This window comes from Ruegeria sp. AD91A (genome assembly GCF_003443535.1).
Taxonomy (GTDB): domain Bacteria; phylum Pseudomonadota; class Alphaproteobacteria; order Rhodobacterales; family Rhodobacteraceae; genus Ruegeria.
On the sequence record NZ_CP031946.1, the window covers coordinates 2813837 to 2838250 of the forward strand.

Below are 24414 nucleotides of genomic sequence, written 5' to 3' on the forward strand. Positions count from 1 at the left end.
AAAACATGAGTGACTGGATTAAATGGCTCCTGCTGGGGTTTCTATCGATAGCGTTTGGCGTCTTTGCGCTGGGCAATGCGATTGCGGCTTCGCTTGCCGTAACGGTCGTGACCGGCGCGCTACTGCTGATTGCGGGCGCGATGCAGGTGGTCGGCGGTTTCACCGTCGAAGGCACAGGCAACAAGATTCTGTCACTTATCATGGGTGTAGTCATGCTGTTCCTGGGCTGGTCCTTTCTGGATCACCCGTTACAGGGAACGCTGACGCTGGCGACCGTGATGCTAATCCTGTTCATGGCAGGCGGCATTGCACGGGTCATTCTGTCGTTCCAGATGAAAGGAACACAGTTTTTCTGGCCCACGATCATCTCGGGCATATTGTCGATCATCCTCGCAGGTATCATCTGGTCTTACGCAAGCAGCGAACCCGCCGCTTTGCTGAGCCTTCTGGGTATCCTGCTGGGCATCGAGATGCTGTTTAACGGGTTCGGATTGGTGTTCATGGCGCTCTTCTTAAAAAGTGCACCCAAGGGCGAAACAACAGAAGCGAAAGAAGCTTAATCGCAGGACACGGGCGCGGCCCTCTCCTGCAGGAGTGTAGACATGGAAAAGTTTGAAAAAGTCCACGGGGTGGCCGCCCCGATGCCATTGATCAACATCGACACCGATATGATCATTCCCAAAGTGCATCTGAAAACCATCAAACGGTCCGGCCTCGGCGTCGTGCTGTTTGATGAAATGCGCTATCATGATGACGGGCAGGAGAATGAAGAGTTCGTCCTGAACATGCCCGCCTATCGTGAGGCCGAGATTCTGGTCGCCGGCGACAATTTCGGCTGCGGCTCGTCTCGCGAACACGCGCCTTGGGCAATCAGGGATTTCGGCATCAAGGTCGTGATCTCAACCAGCTTCGCCGACATCTTCTTCAACAACTGCTTCAAGAACGGCATCCTGCCGATCGTGGTTGAAGAAGAACATCACGCGATCCTGATGGAAGACGCACATAAGGGTGAGAACGCCCGCATAACCGTGCACCTTGAAGATCAGCAGATCACCACTTCGGACGGGGTTGTGATCGAATTCGACATCGACCCGCACCGCAAGCACTGCCTGCTGAACGGGCTGGACGATATTGGTCTGACCATGGAGAAAGATCACCACATCGACAAATTCGAAGATCACGCAAGTCAGGCCCGCCCCTGGGTGTGATTCCCAAACCGATTCTTCGGACACTCAACCTAACGGGGTCGCCAAGGCGGCCCCGCTCTCATTCTTGGGGTTGATTTTTGGGAAACCACTACATCTTGGTCTCACATTGAGATACACGTCGGATTTGCGTCGAAAATGATGCAATCCCGCACCAGTTGCGCCATCATTTTGCCCGAAATCACGTGTTTTCTGCACCCTGTCTTGAGCGAAATGCCGCTTATCGTCCATGTTGGCGCTAAAGAGGCATCCGTCAAAAACTCGAGACGATGGGCACAAGTTGGAATGTAAGTCGGCGAAGATCGACTTATCCGGTTTGAAAAAGGGTTCGGATAGTGATTGCGCGCACAACAGGGGCGGCGATACGTGGAATACTTGTGGCACTGATGGTGCTGACACCCGCGTTGTACCTGCCTGTATCATCGACGAACGGGACCGAGATCCTGGTCTTCCTCGCGATTCTCGCGTTCATCCTGACGTTCGCCGAGTACAATTCTGCCTTTCCCAGCTTTATTGAATTTCGCGATGCTCCACCGGTGAACCGCCTGCGATTTGTCGGGTTGATGTCGATGGTCACCTTTCTGACGCTGGTTTGCAAAAACGCCTATGAACCGACTGAACTGACCACGTTTGCCTACGCTGTGGGTCTGGCAGTCGCGAATGTCGCGGACTTCCCCTACTCCCCGGTTCGACTGATCGTGCTGATGCTGCCCGTTGATGCCGGCCAGCCGTTGATCGAACTGGTTCGGATCGCAGCCAGCGTAGCCTACGTGGCCGCCTTGGTCACTGTCGCCAGCTTTGCCTATGCGGTCAAGGTGCGTGGCTGGCCCACTGGCAATGGCGCCTTCAACGTGTGGACCAATCTACCGCTGTTTGATCCCACCAAAGGCGGCGATGTTGTTACCCGCCTGCAACGTGACGGACGCCTGAATATCTGTATTGGTGTTCTGCTCCCCTTCGTCATCCCCGCTGTCATCAAGCTCATGAGCAGCGTTGTAGCCCCGATCTCGCTGAGCAATCCGCAGACGCTGATCTGGACCATGAGCGCCTGGGCCTTCCTGCCCGCCAGCATGATCATGCGCGGCATGGCAACGCTTCGCATCGCAGGTCTGATCGTGGAAAAGCGCCGCGCCTATTCGACAAGCGAGACAACGCAAGCCGCATGATCCGTGCCCTTGCTTTGCTGCTGCTGCCTTTCTCGGCACAGGCAGAGGTTTATCGCATCGCCACCTACAACACTGAACTCAGCAGAAATGGACCCGGTCTTCTGCTGCGCGACATCCAGCGGGACGATGCGCAGGTTCGCGCCGTCGTCGATGTCATTACAGCGGCACGACCTGACACAATTGCCCTGCAGGGCATCGACTGGGATCTGGACGGCGCAGCCCTAAGCGCCCTGTCCGAGAAACTGCGCGATGCGGGTCTGGATTTCCCCTATCACTTTTCCGCTCGACCAAATGCAGGGTTGGAAACACCGCTGGATCTGGACGGCGATGGCCAAACGCAAGGTCCCGGCGACGCGCAGGGCTGGGGGAAGTTCACGGGCCACGGAGGAGTGGCGGTGTTGTCCCGTTTCGAAATCCTGACCGATCACGTTCAGGATTACTCCGGTCTTCTGTGGAAAGACCTGCCTGGGGCCACTTTACCAAGCAAAAACGGCCTTCCCTTCCCATCTGAAGCGGCGCACGAGGCTCAGCGCCTGTCCTCAACTGTGCATTGGGTGCTTCCAATCAAAACCCCGCATGGGCGCCTCAGCCTGATGACCTTTCACGCTACCCCACCCGTTTTTGACGGCCCCGAAGATCGCAATCGTCTGCGCAACAGGGATGAAATTCGCTTTTGGTCGGTTTTGCTGAACGGCGGTCTAGGGCCAGTTCCCAGAGGCCCGTTCGTGATCGCCGGAGACGCCAATCTCGACCTGACCCGCGGAGAAGGCCACAAGCTTGCCATTCGCACCCTTTTGAACAGTTCCCATGTGCAAGATCTGGTGCCGGCAGACCCGTTGGGTTCATCAGCTACAGTCGATTGGAAAGCCACCGGAGAAATGCGCGTTGATTACGTGTTGCCGTCCAGCGATCTGCAAATCTCAGAAACTGGTGTTGTTTGGCCCGAGGAAGGCGACGGGTTAAACGACAGCGCCCAACGCGCCAGCAGGCATCGATTGGTCTGGGTTGACATAATCCTACCCTAAAACCTCGCCCATATTCCCAGCTTTTGTCGATGATGCGGCACATTGGGGCGGAATTGCCGAACGCAAGGCATCCTCCAAGTTCGATTTGGGAAACGAGCCCAGCAATTCTCTCATATAGCCGCCATCCAGTTGATGTGGCACGTGCCAGAGGTATCGCATCTCAATCAAGCAGGGGGCCATACGCCAGAAAGGGCGCGCCACCTGCAAAGGCCACCATTTCATGCGCTGTACAGAAACCGTCCGACCCGTAACCTGCGAGAGGGTTTGTGCGATCTGAACCCCGGTCAAAGTAAACCCGTCGAATGGAACATCGCAGAAACGGGGGAGGTCTTCGCGAATCTCAGCCAGTGCGACGGCAGCGCGGGCCAGGTCAGGCAGAAAAGCCCAAGCGTGCGGCGCCTCCGGATCACCGGGATAAACGAACTGACTACGCGAAAGGCGCTTGATCATGACCTGATCGAACCAGTTCCCGGACGCATTGGTGTCAATGAAGTCCCCGGCACGCAACAGGATGGTGCGCACCGTCGACGCGCGATAGGCCTCTTCCATGTCGATCCGGATCCGGCCCAGAGGATTGGTGGCCTGATGCGGGGTCCCGCCCGACCATGGGCCCGGCGTATCCTCGCCAAATACGTAGACATTCCCCGGCACAATCACGGTCGCCCCCGTATCTGACGCCGCATCTATCACCCGCTTGGTCAGTACAGGCACATCGCCCGCCCAATCGGGATAGGGCGGGTTCCATCCGTTCACGATGACATCCACGCCGCGCGCTGCCTGTGACAGCGTACCAGACCTGCGGTCAAACTCTGTCACATCCCAGCCCGCGTGCCTGAATGCCAGTGCTGCATTGCGTCCAAAGCGCCCCGATGCCCCCAGTACCAGTGCTGTTTGTGCCATGTCTGCCTCCTGTCTGAGGTCAATCTACCCATTCACGTCGCGCAGGGAATTGCCGTAAATCGCAGAACGTGTATTCATTTCTGAATGGACAAAGCACTGACACATGCAGATTGGTCTCTGATCCAATGCTTTCTGGCCGTGGCCGAGACGGGATCGCTGTCTGCCGCCGCACGACATCTCAATCGCAGCCAACCCACTTTGGGGCGGCAGGTCCAAAACCTCGAGGACGAGCTGGGTGTCTCCCTTTTCGATCGCCACGCCCGCGGTCTGAAGCTCAGCGAAGCGGGCTCACAGCTTTTGCCGATGGCCCAGCAGATGCACAGCGCCATGACCGCGTTCAGTCTTGCCGCTGCGGGGCAATCGCAACAGCTTGAAGGCTCGGTGCGTATCACCGCATCGGTCTTTGCCTCGCATCACCTGCTGCCACCGATACTGGCGTCCATCCGCAAGCAGGAACCCACGATTCAGCTTGAACTGGTGGCCACCGACACCACCGAGAATCTGCTCTATCGCGAGGCGGATATCGCCGTGCGTATGTATCGCCCTGCGCAGGTGGATCTCATTTCCCGCTATCTCGGGGATGTGCCGCTGTGTTTTTGTGCCGCCAAGTCCTATCTGGACCGGAAGGGGCGCCCCAAGACGCCGGAAGAACTGTTTACGCATGACCTGGTGGGATTTGACGCGAACCAGGAGATCATCAAGGCCATGCGGGAAAAGGGTTGGCCAGCCAGCCGGGACAGCTTTGCCACCCGCTGTGACCTGCAAAGCGCCTATTGGGAACTGATCCGGGCGGGCTGTGGCATAGGTTTCAGTCAGGTACAGGTTGCCGAAGCCGACCCCGACGTGGAAATTCTGCCGCTGGATGTGGACATCCCGATTCTACCCGTGTGGCTGGCCGCACCTCAGGCCATGCGCCAGACCCCGCGCATCCGCAGGGTCTGGGACTTGTTGGCTGAAGGGCTCAAAGCCGCTCTTTGAGCGTCAAAGCAGGCCAGTATAAGTTCCACGCGCTGGATAGTTGTTGCCCAGTGTGAATTTCAAGCCACCTGAAATATCCGACATCGACGGGCGACCGAAAGGCGTGGTCTGTTGCCACGCGTAGTACAGCGTCCGGTCGGGTGCGACGTAGAAATGTCCGGGCTCTGCGAACATGTCCGGTTCGGCGCTGCCTTCGCGCTTGATCGAGATGTTCAGTCCCCAATCGTCCCGCGCTGCAGACAGCGGCAAGCTGTGACCCACACGCAGGCGCGACGCTCCGGCTTTTTCGGCGGTTTCCGTCGCGCGCTCGGCTGTATCGGTGGTGATCATGATGACCTCGACGCCCAGCGCCGCGAAGTCATCCAGCGCCGCTTCGACCTCGGCCATCTGCCTGATGCAGATCGGGCAATGCAGCCCGCGATATTGAATCACCAGCGTCCCGTTTTCGCCCTTGTCCGCGTCAAGATCGAAGCTGCCATGGGCAACAGTTTCGATTTTCAGCGCAGGAACTGGATTTCCAGGTGTCAGCATGTGATTTCCTTCTGTTTTGGCAGGTTCGTCTCATTGACCCGATGCAACGCAGACGCTAGGCCCTGTGCAACAAAACGCAAGGAGACCCTTCATGTCCAACCCTTCGCTCCTTATCCTGCCCGGAGACGGAATTGGCCCGGAAGTCATGGCCGAAGTGCGCAGAATCATCGATTGGTTCGGCACCAATCGCGGTCTTCAATTTGACGTGAGCGAGGATCTGGTCGGCGGTGCGGCCTATGACGCCCACGGCAAGCCTCTGTCCGATGAGACGATGGCCAAGGCGCAGGAGGTTGACGCGGTTCTGCTGGGCGCTGTCGGCGGTCCGAAATACGACGATCTGGATTTCAGCCTGAAGCCCGAGCGCGGGTTGCTGCGCCTGCGCAAGGAAATGGACCTGTATTCGAACCTGCGCCCGGCCCAGTGCTTTGACGCGCTGGCTGACTTCTCTTCGCTGAAAAAAGACATCGTTGCCGGTCTCGATATCATGATCGTGCGCGAACTGACCTCGGGTGTTTATTTCGGGGAACCGCGCGGCATCTTCGAAGAAGGCAATGAACGCGTTGGCATCAACACCCAGCGCTACACCGAATCCGAGATCGAACGGGTTGCGCGCTCGGCCTTCGAACTGGCGATGCGCCGGAACAAAAAACTGTGCTCGATGGAAAAAGCCAACGTGATGGAATCGGGCATCCTGTGGCGCGAAGTCGTCAACCGCGTTGCCGCTGATTACCCCGAGGTCGAACTGAGCCATATGTACGCTGACAACGGTGCCATGCAGCTGGTGCGCGCACCCAAGCAGTTTGACGTGATCCTGACCGACAACCTGTTCGGCGACATCCTGTCCGACTGCGCCGCGATGCTGACCGGGTCTCTGGGTATGCTGCCGTCAGCGTCGCTGGGCGCTCCGATGGCCAATGGACGCCCCAAGGCGATGTACGAGCCCGTACACGGGTCTGCCCCCGATATCGCAGGTCAGGGCAAAGCCAACCCGATCGCCTGTATCCTCAGCTTTGCGATGGCTCTGCGTTACAGCTTTGATCACGGCGAAGAAGCAGATCGTCTGGAAGCAGCGATCGAAAAAGTTCTGGCCGACGGTGTGCGCACCGGCGACCTGCTGGCGGATGAGGGCGTTCAGCCCGTGTCGACCACCGAAATGGGCGACGCGATCCTCGCAGCTTTGGACGCAAGCGTCTAAGTCACGAATAAAGAATGACAAAAGGCGGTGCCCGGTGCACCGCCTTTTTCTTGTTTCGGCTTTTCGAGTTTGCTTTAGTTGCCGCCAAAAATGTTCTTCAGCAGGTTATTGATGTCATCGGCAAAACCTCCGCGCTTGCGGCGGGGCTGCGGCTGGGCGACCTGAACGGGTGGTTCCGGCGCCATCATCGGCAAGGGTGTGGGTGTCATCCCCTCGGTCACGCGCAGCATTGTTTCCTTCCAAATCTCGGCAGGCAACCCGCCACCGGTCACGCCGGACAAGGGCGTGTTGTCATCATACCCCATCCAGACGCCAGTTACGTAATCCGCCGTGAACCCGATGAACCACGCATCGCGCGCGGCCTGGGTCGTTCCGGTCTTGCCCGCCACCTGCCAGCCGGGCAATTTGGCCCGCCCGCCGGTCCCTTCAGAGACCACACGTTCCATCATCCAGGTCAGCTGTTTGGCGGCCGTTTCATTGATGACTCTCTCACCAATACCGGTCGTCGTGACCATGACAGGTGTTTCGTCGCCCAACAGCTTCAGTTCGGTCAGCCCATAAGGTTCAACCTGTGACCCGCCATTCAGGATGCCTGCATATGCGCCGGTCATCTCGATCAACGTGCTTTCAGATGCACCAAGCGCCAGCGCAGGCCCCTGTGCAAGATCGCTGGCAATCCCAAAGCCGCTGGCGATCGTCCGAACATTGTCTAGCCCGGAAATCTCGGCCACTTTCACCGCCGGTATGTTCAGCGAGTTTTTCAGCGCATCCGCCAAGGTCACCCGACCATAATACTTATTGGTATAGTTCTTGGGACACCACTGGCCTGACCCCGGAATATCGACGCAATAGGGTTCATCCATCACCGTATCCAGTGGCGAATAGCCAAGTTCCAGCGCGGTGGCATAGACGAACGGCTTGAACGACGATCCCGTCTGACGCAACGCCTGTGTCGCCCGATTGAACGCGCCAGACACGCGTGTCTTGCGCCCACCAACCATGGCACGTACCGCGCCGTCTGCCGACATCACGACAATGGCGGCCTGCGCCTTTGAGCCTTCACGGACTTTTTCCTGAAAGATGAACTTCAGCGCTTCTTCAGCAGAAGTCTGGATGCGCTGATCCAAGGTCGTACGGATCACCACATCTTCGGTCGTGTTTCGGGTAAAGAACTCGGGCCCGCTGGCCATGACCCAATCCGCAAAGTACCCCCCGGCCCGCGCAGCCGCCGCCTCGGACAGTTGGGCAGGTCGCGCTCGTGCTTCGCTGGCCTGCGCGGCGGTCAGGTAGCCCTGATCCTCCATCAGACCGATCACAAGGCGGGCCCGGTCCTGAGACCGTTGCAGGTTGTTCGTCGGCGCATAGCGCGTGGGTGCAACCAGCAGGCCGGCCAGCATCGCTGCCTCAGCCGGAGACACTTCAGCTGCGGACTTTCCAAAGTATCGCTGGCTTGCGGCCTCGAACCCACGCGCGCCTGCACCAAGGAACGCCCGGTTCAGGTAAATCGTCAGAACCTCATCCTTGGAGTATTTCACCTCCATGGCAATTGCGTAAATGGCCTCCTTGGCCTTGCGCCACAGTGAACCCTGACGGCAATCGGCTTCATAGGCAGCCTCTGATTCCCATTCAGCCGGATCATAAGGCTCGCCCAGACACAGCAGTTTGGCCGTTTGCTGCGTAATGGTGGACCCGCCATGCCCGGACAACGGGCCGCGCCCTTCGCTCAGGTTGATGCGTACGGCGCTCGCGACGCCACGCGGGCTTACGCCGAAATGGCGATAGAAGCGTTTGTCCTCGGTCGCAATGACGGCGTTTTTCAGATGCGGGGACACCGTATCAGCCGTGATCACCCCGCCAAACTGGTCACCGCGCCACGCGAACACTTTGCCGTCCCGGTCCAGCAGCGTGACCGACCCCCGCGCGCGCCCGTCCAACAAGGCGTCCAGGTCCGGCAAAGAGGTATAGACGACGCCCACTGCCAAAGCGATCAAAATGGCCACAACTGCGCCAACCCGCCAGGTCAGACCCCAGACCATACGCCAGACCCAGCGGAAAAAGCGACGCAGGATCCCACCGCCCTTGCCGCCCGATCTCTTGCGCGTCTTCTTGCGCGCGGTTTTGCGCGTGGTTGTCTTGCGGGCCGTCGCCTTCTTGCCCGCCGGGCGCTTGGACGCCGACGGTTTACGGCCCTTTGACGGGTACCTTCTATCCGCAACCAATTTCGGCTTGCGTCGCTTGGACTCAGTCATGCTCAAACTCTGCCCGGTTTTTCTTTTGCGCCACCATACCCCGCTGACCTGAGTATGTAGAGGTCCGATTTTCCGAAAATTCCCCTCACAACACTGCCCGATATTTAATCAGCGCGCCAAGTTTGTGCAAAAAATGTGCAACTTTACGCCATTTTACGGCCCATTGGCGCCCAATAGCCGTTTCTTCCCACGCTCAGTCGCGCATTTTCTGCAGGTGCAAACAAACCGGTTCCGCCGGAGAACCAGAGGGGAAAGACGTGAAACTGATCATTGCGACAATCAAGCCGTTCAAGCTGGAGGAGGTGCGCGAGGCACTGACCGAGGCCGGCGTGCGCGGCATGATGGTAACCGAGATCAAGGGCTTCGGCTCGCAATCCGGTCACACCGAAATCTATCGGGGGGCCGAATATGCTGTGAATTTCGTACCCAAGATCAAGCTCGAGATCGTGGTGCCCGCGACAATGGCCGACCAGATCGTCGAGACTATCACCAAAACAGCCAAAACCGGCAAAATCGGTGACGGCAAGATTTTCGTCCTCGATGTCGAGCAGGCGCTGCGCGTGCGGACCGGGGAAACCAACGAGGACGCGCTGTAAAGCGCGCCCACTCACACTCATTCGAGGAAGACACATGAACCTGATGAAATCTCTCATCCCTGCCGCCGCGATTGTCGCGCTGCCGCAGATGGGCCTTGCGCAAGAGGCCGCAGGCGAGGCCGCACAGCACACGCAATACATCCTGACCTCACTGCTGTTTCTGGTCGGCGGTTTTCTCGTATTCTGGATGGCCGCGGGCTTTGCCATGCTCGAGGCCGGTCTGGTGCGTTCGAAAAACGTGGCCATGCAGCTGGTCAAGAACATTGGCCTGTTTTCCTTTGCGGCCATCATGTACTGGCTGGTGGGATTTAACCTGATGTATCCGGGCGATGGGTGGACCATCACCGGCATCCTGGGTGCGTTCTCGCCAACGTCGCTCGAGCCGGTTGGTTTGGCCGACACCGAAACCGCGCTGGATTATGCTTCCGTAGGTTCAGACTTCTTTTTCCAACTGATGTTCTGCGCCACCACCGCGTCCATCGTATCGGGCACCATGGCCGAGCGCGTCAAACTGTGGCCCTTCTTCTTCTTCGTGATTGTCCTGACAGGAATCATCTACCCGATCGAAGCGTCCTGGCAGTGGGGTGGCGGCTGGTTGTCCGAGATGGGCTTCAGCGATTTCGCAGGCTCGACCCTGGTGCACGCCGCAGGTGGCTTTGCAGCGCTGGCCGGTGCCATCGTACTTGGCCCGCGCATCGGCAAGTACAACAAGGACGGCAAGGTTGTTCCGATCCCCGGTTCGAACCTGGCGCTGGCAACCTTGGGGACGTTCATCCTGTGGTTGGGTTGGTTCGGTTTCAACGGCGGCTCGCAGCTGGCAATGGGAACCATCGGTGACATGGCCGATATCAGCCGTATCTTCGCCAACACCAACATGGCCGCTGCCGCCGGTGCCGTCGCCGCCTTGATCCTGACGCAGGTGATGTACGGCAAGGTTGACCTGACCATGGTTCTGAACGGCGCGCTGGCCGGTCTGGTGTCAATCACCGCTGAACCCTTGGCGCCGTCGCTGTTTCAGGCGCTGATCATTGGTGCAATCGGTGGTGTGATCGTTGTCCTGACCGTTCCGATGCTGGACCGCATGAAGATCGACGACGTGGTCGGTGCGATTCCGGTTCACCTGATCGCAGGCTTCTGGGGTACCTTCATCGTGGCATGGACCAACGGTGACGCGTCCTTCGTGACCCAGATCATTGGCTTCGCTGCCATTGGGATCTTCGTCTTCGTCGTCAGCTTCATCCTGTTCTCGGTCCTCAAGGCAACAGTCGGCCTGCGGGTCGGTGAGGAAGAAGAGATCAACGGGCTCGACATGGGTGAGTTGGGGATGGAAGCGTATCCCGAGTTCTCGAAAGGTTGAGATCGTTGAATAATAAAAGCGGCCCTAGCCCTGTGCTGGGGCCGTTTTTTGTGCGGCAGTCGTTTTTGGGTTAGAATCTGCGTGTCAAAATAGGGGGGAGTGCAATGCCGAACGCACCGCACACACTTGTTGGCACAAGCCTGAAATGGACTGGGGTCCACCACTCCGGACATGGCGATTTCGAAGACTTATCGACACACACGGTCAGTTACGAAACCGAAAACACCTGCTATGTCACCGCGAACGGCATGCTGGTAGGCGAGGCGGATTACACATATCGCCGCCTTGATGAACAGGTCGGCATATGTATCTACCACCCGCGAGAGTATCAGGGCAGAACTGATGTCGTGCTAAACGCCATATTCGACTTTCGCGCGATGAAAGATCGGGCCGTGATAACCGCAGGTGGAAACCCATTCGCCGTGGCGGACGGGGATATGCAGTTCGTCAAAACTCCGCCACGCCCGGGCTGAACCAGACGTGACGGTTGTCCGGTCAAACCCCGACGTCGACAATCGCCTTGGCCAGGATCGGCACGGTGGTCGCGTTCAGACCGGCGATGTTCAGGCGGCTGTCGCCGACCATATAGATGCCGTGATCGACACGCAGTTTCTCGACCAGTTCCTGTGCCGCCCCCAAGCGTGAGAACATGCCACGGTGTTGGGCGATGAAACCAAAGCGGTCCGAGCCGCTCAGACGCTGCAGCTCGTCGGCCAATTGCTGACGCAAATCCAGCATGGACAGGCGAACCTCTTCCAACTCGATGGCCCAGTCTGCGCGCAACGCTTCATCCATCAGAATGGTCGTCACAACACGTGCGCCGTGGTCAGGTGGAAACGAATAGTTTTGGCGGTTCAGGAATGACAGCGTCCCTTGGTTCAATGCGGTCTGCCCGGCATCGGCGCTGATGGCCATCAGCAAACCAGTGCGTTCGCGGTACACGCCGAAATTCTTCGAACACGACGCCGCTATGAGGCATTCCTTGACCGAAGATGCGACCAGACGTGTTGCTTGCGCATCCTCTTCCAGACCGTCGCCGAAGCCCTGATAGGCGATGTCGATCATCGCTACGAGGCCAAGTGCGTTGATCAGGTTCACGACTTCCTGCCATTGAACGATGTTGAGGTTGGCACCGGTCGGGTTGTGGCAGCAACCGTGCAGCAGAACCACGTCACCCGCCTTGGCGGTCTTCAGGTCTTCGATCATGCCGTCGAAATCGACGCCACGTGTGTCACCATCGAAATAGCGGTATTGAACCGTCTCGATCCCCAGATAGTTCAGGATCGACAGGTGGTTCGGCCATGTCGGGTTCGACACAAACACGCGGGCTGACGGGTTGGCCATGCGGATCATCTCGAACGCCTGACGGCAGGCGCCGGTGCCGCCCGGTGTCGCCACAGCTGCGATATTGCCGCGCTTAACCGACGTGCCGAGGATTAACCCGATCATCGCATCCGCATAGGCCGGGTCGCCGGCCAGCCCGGTATAAGCCTTGGTGTCCTGCTCTTCCCAGATGCGCCGCTCGGCCGCTTTGACGGCGCGCATGACCGGGGTAATGCCCTCTGCGTTTTTATAAACGCCAACACCCAGGTCGATCTTCTGATCGCGCGGGTCTTCGCGGTACATCTGCATCAGCGCCAGGATCTTGTCGGCAGGCTGCGGTTTCAGGTTCTCGAACATCAGGTCTCTCCGGTTGCGACGGGCAGGGTCGGGAAGGCACCCCATTCAGCCCATGAGCCGTCATAAAGCGAGTGGTCTTTCTTACCCATGCGCTCCAGCGCAAGGCTCAGGATCGCGGCAGTCACGCCAGACCCGCACGAGGTGATCGCCGGTTTCGACAGATCGACGCCCGCAGCCTCGAATATGGCGCGGCACTCTTCCGGCGACTTCATGGTGCCTTTGGCGTTCAGCAACTGGCCAAAGGGGACATTGCGTGAGCCCGGAATATGGCCCGAACGCAGACCCTCGCGCGGCTCGGCTTCGGCCCCGGCAAACCGGCCGGCAGAGCGGGCGTCGATAATCTCATGATCACCAAGCTTGGCGGCGGCGGACACTTGCGTGACGTCCCGGACAAGCTGGTTTTGTACCCGAACGGTCATGTGACGATCACGGATGACCGGCGGCAGATCTTCAACCTCGCGCCCTTCCGCCTGCCATTTGGGGAACCCACCATCCAGAACCGCGATGTTTTCCTGCCCCATCAGACGGAACAGCCACCAGACGCGTGCAGCCGACATCAGCCCAGCGCCATCATAAACCACGACCTGATGACCATCGCCCACACCCATCGCCCGCAGGCGCGACATGAATTTCTCGACCGGAGGCGCCATGTGCGGCAAGTCGGAACGGTGATCTGATATCTCATCAATATCAAAGAACCTCGCACCGGGGATGTGGCCTGCATCATATTCGGCCTTTGCATCACGATTTTGTGCGGGCAAGTACCACGACCCGTCCAGAATCCGCAGATCCGGGTCCTTCATATGCGCGGCCAGCCATTCGGTAGATACGAGGGTTTTTGGATCGTCCTGCATCAAAGCCTCCCCAAAGCGAGCTTGGGATTTCCCTATACCCGGCAGCTTGGGGGTTCAAGACTGGATAGCGCTAGCGCCTGTTAACCGCTGGATTTATCGCACCCGGCGCAGGCGGACGTGCTGAATGATGCCGATGATACTGATCACGATCCAGAAACCCTCGATCAGCATCGAGGCCAGATTGAAATTCTGCAGCAGGGAATAGACGATCAGGACGGATCCCAGCAGGTTGATCACCGGAAAAGCCAGATCATCCGAATTCATCATTCGCATCTGCGTCGCGAAATACGCGGCCACCACGATCAGTGCTCCGAACGAGCCGATGGCGTCCACGATGGTCAGGCTGTCGAAAAATGCGGTCATGTAGGGTCCCTGCCGTTTTCAGGAAACTCTGTGTCTTGGGCGTAATGATGCATGTTCAGAAATGCAGCGCCGTGCACACCGGCACGGTATCCGTGCGGCACATCTGCCGCAAACCGCAGACCCTGCCCTGCCTGCAAGGAAACCCATTCCCCATCACGCAGAATTTCCAAAGTGCCGCTAAGGACAAACACTTCCTCGGTCACCCCGGCAGCATGCGCGGGCGACTCGTGACTCTGGTTTGGATTAAGACTCACGTGAAAGGTTTCGGCCCCCAATGCAGGATCGAAGGGGAAGACGATCTTGACCTCGATACTGCCGGGGAAAGTCACGGTTTGAAAGACCGATGGGTCGCCCTGAATTGTGTCGATCAACGCGCTCAAGGGCACCTGGAACCCTTTGGCGATCTTCCAGAGCGTGGCAATCGTCGGGCTGGATTCGCCCCGTTCGATCTGACCCAGCATGGCTTTGCTGACACCGGTCATTTCCGCCACCTTGGACAGGCTCAGCCCTGATGCCGCGCGTACATCCCGTAACTTCAGCGTAATGTCGTCCATTGCCATCGTGTCGTCTTTCGAATCCTCTTGTGCGTTATAGCGCACATGTGATACGTGCGCTATAACGCACGAACCCCAAGACATGCAACCCGAGGCAATAGGGAAACAGCATTATGCCATTGTACCGATCCAGAACCTCAACCCATGGCCGCAACATGGCCGGCGCACGCGGCCTTTGGCGTGCCACAGGCATGGGTGACGATGATTTTGGCAAACCGATCATTGCCATCGTCAACTCGTTCACCCAGTTCGTGCCCGGTCATGTTCACCTGAAGGATCTGGGCCAGATGGTTGCGCGCGAGGTTGAAGCCGCTGGTGGTGTTGCAAAAGAGTTCAACACGATCGCGGTTGATGACGGCATCGCAATGGGCCATGACGGCATGCTGTATTCGCTTCCTTCCCGCGAAGTCATTGCGGACTCGGTCGAATACATGGTCAACGCGCATTGCGCGGATGCGATGGTCTGCATTTCGAATTGCGACAAGATCACCCCCGGTATGCTGATGGCTGCTATGCGCCTGAACATCCCGGCCATTTTTGTCTCGGGCGGGCCCATGGAGGCCGGCAAGATCGATATCGCTGATCTGGATGCCAAAAAAATCGACCTCGTCGATGCGATGGTGGCCGCGGCAGACGACAAGTTCACGGACGAACAGGTTCAGCACATCGAAGAGAATGCCTGTCCGACCTGCGGGTCCTGTTCGGGCATGTTCACCGCGAACTCGATGAACTGCCTGGCCGAAGCGCTGGGTCTGGCCCTGCCGGGTAACGGCTCGACACTTGCTACACATGCCGACCGCAAAGAGCTTTTCCTGGAGGCAGGCCGCCGGATCGTTGAGATCACCAAGCGCCATTACGATCTGGACGAAAAGGGTTTCTTGCCGCGCGAGATCGCCACCTTTGACGCGTTCGAAAACGCCATGAGCCTCGACATCGCCATGGGAGGGTCGACCAACACGGTTCTGCATCTGCTGGCGATCGCCCATGAGGGTGAGGTTGATTTCACCATGACCGACATGGACCGCCTGAGCCGCCGTGTTCCCTGCCTTTGCAAAGTCGCGCCCAACACCGAAAACGTGCACATGGAAGACGTCCACCGCGCCGGTGGTATCTTCTCGATTCTCGGAGAGCTCAGCCGCGCAAGCCTGCTGCACGAAGAATGCAACACGGTACATTCGGCAACGATGGGCGAGGCAATTGCCAACTGGGACATCAAGGTCGCCAATAACCCTAAGGCACAAGAACTGTTCAAAGCCGCCCCTGGTGGTGTGCGTACCACACAAGCGTTCAGCCAGTCCAACCGGTACAAGGAACTGGACACCGACCGCGAAGGTGGCGTGATCCGTTCGAAAGAACACGCGTTCAGTCAGGATGGCGGTCTGGCCGTTCTGTTCGGTAATATTGCCCGCGACGGCTGTATCGTGAAAACTGCTGGCGTAGACGCAAATATCCTGAAATTTACTGGCTCGGCTTACGTGTGCGAAAGCCAGGATCAGGCAGTCAACGACATTCTCACCGGCAAGGTGAAAGAAGGCGACGTGGTGGTGATCCGCTATGAAGGCCCGCGCGGCGGCCCGGGGATGCAGGAAATGCTGTATCCGACGTCATATCTGAAGTCTAAAGGACTGGGTAAAGCCTGCGCCCTGCTGACCGATGGTCGTTTCTCGGGCGGCACATCCGGTCTGTCGATCGGACATGTATCACCCGAGGCGGCCGAAGGCGGTGAGATTGGTCTGGTGCAGAACGGTGACACGATCGAGATCGACATCCCCAACCGCACCATTCATCTGGCGGTTTCGGATGAAGAGCTGGCAGAGCGTCGCAAGGAACAGGACGCAAAGGGTTGGGAGCCTGCCGCGCCGCGCAAACGCAAGGTGTCCACTGCGCTCAAGGCCTACGCCAAGCTGACGACCAGCGCGGCGAAAGGGGCAGTACGTCAAGTCTGAACATCTGCGGGACCGGTTTGCTGACTCAGCAGACCGGTAAATCGGCCGCCCACAGGAACTCCCGCTCCCAAATCGCACCATCAGCTTCGCTGAGGCAGCATTTGGCTTTGGGCCCGGCGCCGCGCAATGCGCGGCGCCGGGCCCAACCAGAGGAGATGTTTCGCAAGAAATATCGACGATGGGCGGAAGCGCCCTACCGTCAGTCGCCCAACTTGGCGTGAATTTCGTTCAGATCAATTTCGCCGATCGGCATCTTGTTGGCCGGGTTTTCGAAGTCGTATTTGAACAGCTCGAAATCCTGCTTGTACATCTCATAGACCAGATGCATCGACAGATCGTCGAAGTAATCCTCGACCGGATGCGCACGTTTTGGTCCGTGGCCTTCTGATTCATTGAACCGTGGGATCTCGGACAATGTAACCGAGTGCTTCAGCTCGACATTGTCCAGAACATACTGCATCCCGTCGTTGAACGCTTCGGTCCAGAAAATCCGGTCATAATGACCGCCGTTCACGATGAAAGTAGACACGTGGCCTGACATCGCAGACCAGTGAATGTCCGGGTCCATCGGACGCCGCCACCGGATCGTATCGCGCGCAAACAACAGAAACCGGCGGAAGCTGGCGATCTGGTCAAACTCTCCTTTGCCGTCGTCACCGCCCACTTCGATCCCATAGTTGTAGATCAGCGTCGGAACCAGATTGCCGCGGTATCGCTTACCGTTGCGCTGAATGCCGCAGATCTTGTCAAAGAATGAGCTTAGGATGCGGGTATAAGGATTGCGCACGCAAGTAAAAGAATACGACGCGTGATTGCGCACATTGTTCGATATCAGGCCCTGACTCTGATCAAACGCCCATTTATGCATGCCGTCCTTGGCGTCATGGATATCACCATCGAAAAACTGACCATGGTCCGAATAATACATGATCTGACCAATGGTCGAGCAGGCACATTTGGGCACCACACGGTACACCATGCTTTCGCTCTCGGTCATCCAGGTACCGGGAAACCCCATCTGCTGCGCCTCCTTCGCTGGCCTGGTCTCGATCCGATACACCAGCTTTTGGTAACAAAGAACCAAAATTATTCTGTTTATTCAATCGTTCATCCTCAGTATCACGGTTGAAATCAGGCAGAAACGGATATTGCGTTATCTCTATGGCAAAAGTCGCCTATATATTGCTGTGTCACAAGGACCCCGAGGCCATCATTGCTCAGGCCGAACAACTGACTGCAGCTGGCGATTGCATGGCCATCCATTTTGACGCCAGCGCCAGCACCAAAGCATATGAACGCATTCGGTCCGCGCTGGATCAGAACCCCAATGTGACCTTTGCGAAAAAGCGCGTCAAATGCGGCTGGGGCGAATGGTCTCTGGTGCGGGCCACGCTGAACGCCCTGCAAGCCGCCGTCGAAACTTTCCCCCGCGCCACTCATTTCTACATGCTGTCCGGTGACTGCATGGCGATCAAAACGGCAGAATACACTCACCGTTTTCTGGATGAGCACGACAAGGATTTCATTGAAAGCCACGACTTTTTTGCCAGCAACTGGATCAAGACCGGCATGAAGGAAGACAGGCTGATCTATCGCCACTACTTCAACGAGCGTACGCAGTCCAAGCTGTTTTATGCGGCCTATGAAATGCAAAAGCGCCTTGGTCTGACACGGGACATCCCCCAGGACATTCAGATGATGATCGGCAGCCAATGGTGGTGCCTGCGTCGCAGAACAGTCGAAATGATTCTGGATTTCCTGCGTCAGCGCCGGGATGTGATACGGTTTTTCTCGACCACGTGGATACCTGATGAAACCTTCTTTCAGACCCTGGTGCGCCACCTGATCCCGAAAAGCGAGATTGAAAACCGAACGCTGACATTCCTGATGTTCTCGGACTATGGAATGCCGGTCACGTTCTACAACGACCATTATGACATGTTGCTGGGCCAGGACTATCTGTTCGCGCGCAAGATCAGCGCAGAGGCACTTGAGCTGAAAGACCGTCTCGGCTCGCTGTATGCGAGCGAGGGTGTTGATTTCCCTGTCTCGAACGAGGGGCGCAATCTGTATGCGTTTCTTACCGGTCGAGGGCGCATCGGCCGCCGGTTCGGACAACGCTTTTGGGAGGCTGGAAGTACGCTCGGCCCTGAACGAGAACTGTTTGTGATCGTCTGCAAGAAGTGGCATGTCGCCAAACGTCTTGTCGACCAGATCGCGTCGGAAACGGACATCCCCTGTGTTGAATACCTGTTCAACGAAGAACATACTTTGCTGCCGGAATTGGGCGGGATCGAATCCACCTTGGCCAAGCGTTCCCGTCACCGGCGCGCCGTTCTGGGCCTGTTGTTCGACAGTTTCGGGTCAAATCAGATGGCGCTGTGCCTAGACCCAGCCAATCTGGACGCACTTGAGGATTTTTGCAGCGACCAGGCCAAAACCCATGTGCTTGAGATCGAATGCGAATACTCGGACGAATATCTGATCGGCCACGCGCGTCGCGTCGGGCTTGCCGGAGACAACAGTCCAACGGAAACCGTTGCATCTCTGCTGCCGACTCTTCGCAACGATCTGAGCTACGAATCCGAACAGATCCGTGCCGCTCGGCTGGGCAATTACCTGCGCCTGCGGGAAACGGCACCGCGCGCCGACAATGAAGCGGTTATTGCCAAGTTTCTTGGGGTCGACGAAAAAACAGCCCAGGCCATTATGCGGTTGGACTACCTTTTCCTCGACTAAACCAAAAAAGCCATTCATTGATTGCTGCCTGCGAGCAGGCACCGTTGGCCCGTGCATTCCATATCTCGGATGGCAATTGTTCCGCCACGCAAGGCACCCTCAGCCCCTGTAACTGCACTCGTGATTTTTATTCAAAAATCAGATACTGTGCAGCCAATTGGGCCATTTTGTTCAAACTTTTTCCGTCAGCAATACGGCCCTTGCCAGGAAAAGCACGGAAAGCAGACAGGTCTTTTATTCTGAATGGCCGGTATCTGAGCTTCGAAGAACCAGAAAAACTGGCTGATCGAAGATTGAAGTATTGAAACGCAACTCCGGGGGGAAACAGTTGTGCCCATAGATCAAATTTCAAAATCAAGATCATACATCCCAAATGACGCAGACTGGAAGGTGATATATGATGTCCTTCCGGGGAACCCAGCCGTCATCAACCCGCATTTCGAGTGCATCGAGGTGACCGGAAACACGGTTCTGCCAGCGAACGGCATGTATATCGTGCTGCGCGGCGTGGTTCAGTTGCGCCAGAACGGAAATCCATTGGCCAGTGCGGATGTCGGCGATTACTTCTATGAAGAACACCTGCAGATCTCGGATATCCCCGTCAGCCTGGAAGCGCTTGCGCTGGACGGAACCCGGCTGGCGTACCTGTCCAGCAAGAACTGGCTTCAGATACCAGAAAGCATCCGGCAACCCTGTTTTGCAACGATGTTTGGTGATCTGGTCAGCGTTCAGTTGCATAATTTTCAACAGCCCATCAATTGTTGCAGTGTCACCGCGGCCGCCCTCAGCATGTCGGCGCTGGGGTTCAGCTGCGAAGTGAATGACATCTTCCGCGAATGCGCATTGCCTTCGTCATTTGTCGTGAACGATGGAATCTCGCTGGGCGAGCTTTTTGACGTCGCCTGCACTTACATCCACACACAAGGGCTTCGCGAGAGGGTTCAGGTTCAGGCCTATTTCATGGACGAAGACACAACCAGTGTGCCGCTGTTGCTTGAGGCGATCGACGAATCCAACCGCCTGGGCGGTGACAACGACATTCTGGTGGCGAATTTCCAGGTCGGTGTCGCCCATGGCAAAGAGAATATGCCCGGCGGCCACTTTGCCGTCATCGCCAAGTGCAACCCAAGCACGGGGCTGGTGCATATGATGGATGTGCATCCTGAAAAATACGGCAAGCTTTGGGTAACAACCGTGGAGCGGTTGTGGCAAGCCATGTCAGATCGAGACGGAACCTCGATGCGGTCCCGCGGCCTATTGCGGTTTTCGGCAAGGGCAGCGGTCAAGACGCATCTGAAGACGTTCAAGCAGCGGTGCAATTACGTCGACAGCACGCGTTACCTGGCAAAAGATCCCAAGAAACGCCGCAACCTGTTCCGCCGGGCCACGCCCAATATGAACTCATTGGGTGTGTTGGCGGAAAGCCTCGCCATTCACGGCGACAACAGAGTGGACGAGGACGAGCTGCTGCGGGCGACAAAGGCATCGTTTACGGATGCCGTCAGCCGGGTCGCCACTGCCGAAGACATGCATGACATGGCGCAAAAATACCTTAGCCAGTCCGAGAACGTGCATCTGAGCAGTTCGTTTCAAAGCTTTGAAACCCGTAACGATACATCGATCCAAACCCCGCAAGACTGGTTCAAGGCACTCTTGAAAAGCCTGAACACCAACAAAGATCGTCACCTGATGATCAATATCGATTTCAATCGCGTCACCGGGATCGAAGCGATCCGCCCGCCGGACAACGTGTACCGGGAAACCGCCCTGCTGGAAGAGTTCTGGTGTCTTTGCATTGCTTATGACGAGGACCAGGACGTTGTCACCATAGTCGACATGAGCCCTGCGACATCGCAGGTCTGGCAGGCACCGCGCGGCAACATCTTCCGCGGGTTGCGCGATCTGGAAGACCCCGCATTGGTGATGATCGAAGAGATCGACCCGCCCGAAGACCCAAGCGATGTTGCCAGTATCATCAAGCACAATAAGATGGTTCTGTTCTACGAAGATGAGGACCCCTGGTCCTACATGCTGCGCAGCGTTCTTTCGAATATCGGGGCAACAACCGTCAAGCAGATCGATGTGGGTGGACGCGATCCCAATATGATCAGGATGCGGCGGCAATTGGTGACACTCGGAGAAAGACCAGATCCGCCATATTTGTTTTTCAAAGGCGGGTGCATCAGCAAAAGCGATGAGCTGGAAGACATTGTGGACATGATCAGGGCCGGTGAATTGCAGGCTAAAATGCGCACGGAAGGGTTGCCTGTATCAGAGCTGAATGAGACCCCTAGCCTTGAAAAGAACCCGTTCGGCTATCCCAAAGGAGTTATGAATCAGGTCAACGCCGGCAAGCGAAACGTATTGTTGTGCGCCTGCGGGTCGTCGGCGGCAGACAAAATCCCGGAACTCGTCGAACGCATCGTCGATGCAGGGCATAACGTGAAACTGATCCCCTCCGTCTCGGCCGAGAAGTTCTTTCGCGATTTCGGGGCCGAGCGGATCGACGCCAAGATCACCCATCATGACTATTATCGCGACGATGATGAGTGGAATTTCCGCTACTTGAAATTTGACATGCCGGTGCGGGCATCGCATCTGGCGCTGTGCGACTGGGCCGATTGCGTCATCGTGGCGCCCATCACCTGCAACACGATGGGCAAAGTGGCCAACGGTATTGCCGACAACCTTCTGACCTCGGTCTTTGTGGCGTGGCAGTATCAGAAGAAACCGGTGATCCTTTGCCCCGCCTGCAACACGAACATGTGGAACAACATCACCACGCAGAACAATGTCGACAAGCTGAAAGCGCTGGGTGTCGACTTCATCGGGCCGCGCGAAGGTCGCCTGTCTAACGGCCGGATGGGTATCGGCATGATGGCAACTCCGGACCAGGTCATGGAAGCTTTGGCGGACGCCTTCGAGGAGTTGGACGATCAAAAATATCGCGTCTGCAAATGGGCACGCGAAGCTGCCGCCGCCGATGACATCAACGAATGGAAACGCGTGTTCCGCGCCATCGACGAAGAGATCGTCGGCGTCAACATCGTGGACGAAGCCCATGGCGATTCCCTGCTGCACTATGCAGCCGGTGGTGAAGGTGAGCTGAACGAAAGCGGCCATGATCTGGGCAAGCCGGATTATGAAGCTGCTCAGGACCTGATCGATCGTGATATCGACGTCAACATTGTCAACGATCACGGGTTCACGGCATTGCATGTGGCGGTGATGAACAAGGCGCCGAAGATGGTCGAGATTCTGCTGGGTGCTGATGACATGGATGCGACCTCGTGCATCGAATTCGTTCAGGGCATGCAGATCGAACCCGAAATCCGAACCATGCTGGACGCTTGGGCGCAAGATCACAACCTGAAGATGGCAGACCCTGAACAGGGGCGTGACGAAAGCTTCGTGGCCGTCAAAGAACCCTCTTACCTGTATTTCACCTATGGGTCCCTGAAGAAGGGGTTCCCCAATCATGACGCACACAGCAAAGTTCTGAACGACTTCGTGGGAATGGCGCGCACCCGGCAACCGATGCCCCTGATCATCCCGAAGGAACCATTCTGCGACAATCCCAACTGTGGGTATCTGCATCGCATGGCAACGCTTGTGGATCAGCAGGGGATGGGCAAGCAAGTGGGTGGAGAAGTCTACCGTGTCACCGAATCCGGCCTCAGCGAACTGGACAGGCTGGAGGGATATCACGGCCCCGGCTCACCCCAGAATGTCTATGTCCGCAAGAAGATCAACGTCGTCGTCGAGGGTGTAATGAAACCTGCCTACGCCTATGTGATCGCGGATCCGGAAAAGTACCTGAAAAGCTGGCGCGAGGGCACATCTGAAGTGGTAAGCGACTACACGCTGGATATGGCGCAGGGCGAACCCAAACCCGGGTTTGAACCCGTGGTCTAGCATTCTTGCGTGCTGATCGGTGGCGGTTCGGAACTGTTCTTGATGCTGAGATTATAGGCCGTGATCGCCACCATGCACAGCAGCACGAAAGGCCAGAAACTGGCCTTTGGAATCAGGTTGTCCCGATAGTGGATGATCCGCAGCGACGGCACCGCCTCTGAGGCGAAAAGGTAGGTATTGATCGAAACCGCCAGCAGCAAGAAATACATAAGGAAAAAGAACGACTCCATGTAGATCACAGGTGAGCCTGCAAATCCTTCGCGCAGCTGCACATGGGCCAGCAGGATCACGAAGAACAGAACCGAACAGGTGCCGATCACGCTGGACGTGCTGAAGTCATGTCGCTCCACCAGACCCTCGCGGCGCGTGACGGTCATGACCGCACCGAACAGCAGCATCACCACAACAAGCAATGGAATCATGTGAACGATGAACGCGTTTGCGAAATTGCGCTTGATAACGAAGTTATAATGCAACTCGGGCGCGTTGGTTTGGTATGCGTTCTGTCGTATGCCCAGCGTCGCATCCAGATTTGACAGCTTGTAATCGAAATAGGTGTTTTCACGCTCCCACGTGCCCATCACGATCCGGTTGTCGATCCCAAAGATGTCATCCGGTCCGGTCGCCGGATAAGCCTCAAAGTCGGGCACCAGCGCGACATTGACCTCAAAAGAGGCCGGCCAGAACCGTACCCAAACCGTTTTGTGATCGAAGGGGTAATTGGTGTAGTCGAAGCTCTGGCGCAGAGTTTGTTCGAAATACCAACCAATCAAAACGCCGTCGGGTTGCGGCAACCGGTAGGCCTGTTCGATAAGGCCGTTTGCCGTATCGACCGCTTCGGGCAGAAGAAACCCAGCCTCACCTTCGGCAGGAATGATCGCATCATGTTCACCTGCTTTGTAGTGCTGCCAGATATAGCCGGTAAGCTGTATATCGCTGGCGCCAAGAAAGCTGAAAGACTTTATGAAAATCCCCGTTCTCAAACGGTAGTCCGGTGCAACGTCCAGCTTGCACAGATATGCATCTACCGCAGCCTGATCAGGCAGTTGTGTCGGGTCTCCTTCGAAATGGTTCAGTTCGATCCAAAGCTTGAGCAACAAAGCGGCCAACCCAAAGGTCAGCAAACCCGAGATAAGCCACACCTTTCTTTCGACGCTCATT

General features: G+C 57.2%; 21 protein-coding genes. 12 read left to right on the forward strand and 9 right to left on the reverse strand.

The window, feature by feature from the left end; translation table 11 throughout:
* The first annotated feature begins 5 nt into the window (after positions 1-5).
* From D1823_RS14140 to D1823_RS14155, 4 genes are all read left to right on the forward strand, one after another.
* Positions 6-560: an HdeD family acid-resistance protein gene (locus D1823_RS14140; protein ID WP_117871064.1), complete on the forward strand. Its 555-nt coding sequence runs from the start codon at positions 6-8 to the stop codon at positions 558-560.
* A gap of 42 nt (positions 561-602) precedes the next feature.
* A complete protein-coding gene (gene leuD / locus D1823_RS14145; RefSeq protein WP_117871067.1) occupies positions 603-1208 on the forward strand; it encodes a 3-isopropylmalate dehydratase small subunit in 606 nt (201 codons plus the stop codon).
* A 332-nt stretch (positions 1209-1540) separates the two neighbouring features.
* Positions 1541-2371 carry a hypothetical protein gene (locus D1823_RS14150; RefSeq protein ID WP_117871069.1) on the forward strand — a complete coding sequence of 277 codons (831 nt, stop codon included), beginning with the start codon at positions 1541-1543 and terminating at the stop codon, positions 2369-2371.
* The gene (locus D1823_RS14155; protein WP_117871071.1) at positions 2368-3396 is read left to right on the forward strand and encodes an endonuclease/exonuclease/phosphatase family protein; all 1029 of its coding nucleotides are present in this window, start codon (positions 2368-2370) and stop codon (positions 3394-3396) included. Before D1823_RS14150 ends, D1823_RS14155 begins: the two co-directional genes overlap by 4 nt.
* Here the strand turns inward: D1823_RS14155 and D1823_RS14160 are convergent.
* Positions 3388-4296 (reverse strand): epimerase, encoded by a 909-nt coding sequence (locus tag D1823_RS14160; RefSeq protein ID WP_117871073.1) that lies wholly within the window; start codon positions 4294-4296, stop codon positions 3388-3390. The two genes, D1823_RS14155 and D1823_RS14160, sit on opposite strands and share 9 nt — an antisense overlap.
* A gap of 84 nt (positions 4297-4380) precedes the next feature.
* Here D1823_RS14160 and D1823_RS14165 point away from each other — a divergent pair, with 84 nt between their 5' ends.
* Entirely contained in the window at positions 4381-5274 is an 894-nt protein-coding gene (locus tag D1823_RS14165; RefSeq protein WP_117871075.1) for a LysR family transcriptional regulator, read from the forward strand.
* A 3-nt stretch (positions 5275-5277) separates the two neighbouring features.
* Here the strand turns inward: D1823_RS14165 and D1823_RS14170 are convergent, their stop codons facing one another.
* Positions 5278-5805 (reverse strand): redoxin domain-containing protein, encoded by a 528-nt coding sequence (locus D1823_RS14170; protein ID WP_117871077.1) that lies wholly within the window; start codon positions 5803-5805, stop codon positions 5278-5280.
* 91 nt (positions 5806-5896) lie between these two features.
* On the opposite strand from D1823_RS14170, the gene leuB reads away from it, so the two are divergent.
* Positions 5897-7000, forward strand: coding sequence for a 3-isopropylmalate dehydrogenase (gene leuB, locus D1823_RS14175; protein ID WP_117871079.1), 1104 nt, complete (start codon positions 5897-5899; stop codon positions 6998-7000).
* A gap of 74 nt (positions 7001-7074) precedes the next feature.
* Here the strand turns inward: leuB and D1823_RS14180 are convergent, their stop codons facing one another.
* Positions 7075-9249 carry a transglycosylase domain-containing protein gene (locus D1823_RS14180; RefSeq protein WP_117871081.1) on the reverse strand — a complete coding sequence of 725 codons (2175 nt, stop codon included), beginning with the start codon at positions 9247-9249 and terminating at the stop codon, positions 7075-7077.
* Between the two features lie 257 nt (positions 9250-9506).
* On the opposite strand from D1823_RS14180, the gene D1823_RS14185 reads away from it, so the two are divergent.
* From D1823_RS14185 to D1823_RS14195, 3 genes are all read left to right on the forward strand, one after another.
* Positions 9507-9845, forward strand: a complete 339-nt coding sequence (locus tag D1823_RS14185) for a P-II family nitrogen regulator (protein WP_117871083.1) — start codon at positions 9507-9509, stop codon at positions 9843-9845.
* Positions 9846-9879: 34 nt separating this feature from the next.
* The gene (locus D1823_RS14190; RefSeq protein WP_117871085.1) at positions 9880-11202 is read left to right on the forward strand and encodes an ammonium transporter; all 1323 of its coding nucleotides are present in this window, start codon (positions 9880-9882) and stop codon (positions 11200-11202) included.
* Between the two features lie 104 nt (positions 11203-11306).
* Positions 11307-11675: a hypothetical protein gene (locus D1823_RS14195; protein ID WP_205511852.1), complete on the forward strand. Its 369-nt coding sequence runs from the start codon at positions 11307-11309 to the stop codon at positions 11673-11675.
* Positions 11676-11697: 22 nt separating this feature from the next.
* Here D1823_RS14195 and D1823_RS14200 read toward each other — a convergent pair whose 3' ends face one another.
* The 4 genes from D1823_RS14200 to D1823_RS14215 form a co-directional block, all read right to left on the reverse strand.
* Positions 11698-12882: an amino acid aminotransferase gene (locus D1823_RS14200; protein WP_117871087.1), complete on the reverse strand. Its 1185-nt coding sequence runs from the start codon at positions 12880-12882 to the stop codon at positions 11698-11700.
* Positions 12882-13736, reverse strand: a complete 855-nt coding sequence (gene sseA / locus D1823_RS14205) for a 3-mercaptopyruvate sulfurtransferase (RefSeq protein WP_117871089.1) — start codon at positions 13734-13736, stop codon at positions 12882-12884. Before sseA ends, D1823_RS14200 begins: the two co-directional genes overlap by 1 nt.
* A gap of 93 nt (positions 13737-13829) precedes the next feature.
* Positions 13830-14099 carry a hypothetical protein gene (locus tag D1823_RS14210; RefSeq protein ID WP_117871091.1) on the reverse strand — a complete coding sequence of 90 codons (270 nt, stop codon included), beginning with the start codon at positions 14097-14099 and terminating at the stop codon, positions 13830-13832.
* Positions 14096-14659 carry a helix-turn-helix domain-containing protein gene (locus D1823_RS14215; RefSeq protein WP_117871093.1) on the reverse strand — a complete coding sequence of 188 codons (564 nt, stop codon included), beginning with the start codon at positions 14657-14659 and terminating at the stop codon, positions 14096-14098. Before D1823_RS14215 ends, D1823_RS14210 begins: the two co-directional genes overlap by 4 nt.
* 107 nt (positions 14660-14766) lie before the next feature.
* On the opposite strand from D1823_RS14215, the gene ilvD reads away from it, so the two are divergent.
* Complete coding sequence (gene ilvD, locus D1823_RS14220) at positions 14767-16599, forward strand: dihydroxy-acid dehydratase (RefSeq protein ID WP_117871095.1); 1833 nt, start codon at positions 14767-14769, stop codon at positions 16597-16599.
* Positions 16600-16798: 199 nt separating this feature from the next.
* Here ilvD and D1823_RS14225 read toward each other — a convergent pair whose 3' ends face one another.
* Entirely contained in the window at positions 16799-17617 is an 819-nt protein-coding gene (locus D1823_RS14225) for a sulfotransferase family protein (protein WP_117872908.1), read from the reverse strand.
* A 143-nt stretch (positions 17618-17760) separates the two neighbouring features.
* Between D1823_RS14225 and D1823_RS14230 the strand changes: the two genes are divergently transcribed.
* Positions 17761-19338 (forward strand): DUF5928 domain-containing protein, encoded by a 1578-nt coding sequence (locus D1823_RS14230; protein ID WP_117871097.1) that lies wholly within the window; start codon positions 17761-17763, stop codon positions 19336-19338.
* A gap of 390 nt (positions 19339-19728) precedes the next feature.
* Entirely contained in the window at positions 19729-23253 is a 3525-nt protein-coding gene (locus D1823_RS14240; RefSeq protein WP_117871101.1) for a flavoprotein, read from the forward strand.
* Here D1823_RS14240 and D1823_RS14245 read toward each other — a convergent pair.
* A complete protein-coding gene (locus D1823_RS14245; RefSeq protein WP_117871103.1) occupies positions 23250-24413 on the reverse strand; it encodes a hypothetical protein in 1164 nt (387 codons plus the stop codon). The genes D1823_RS14240 and D1823_RS14245 overlap by 4 nt on opposite strands.
* Between the last annotated feature and the right edge of the window lies 1 nt (position 24414).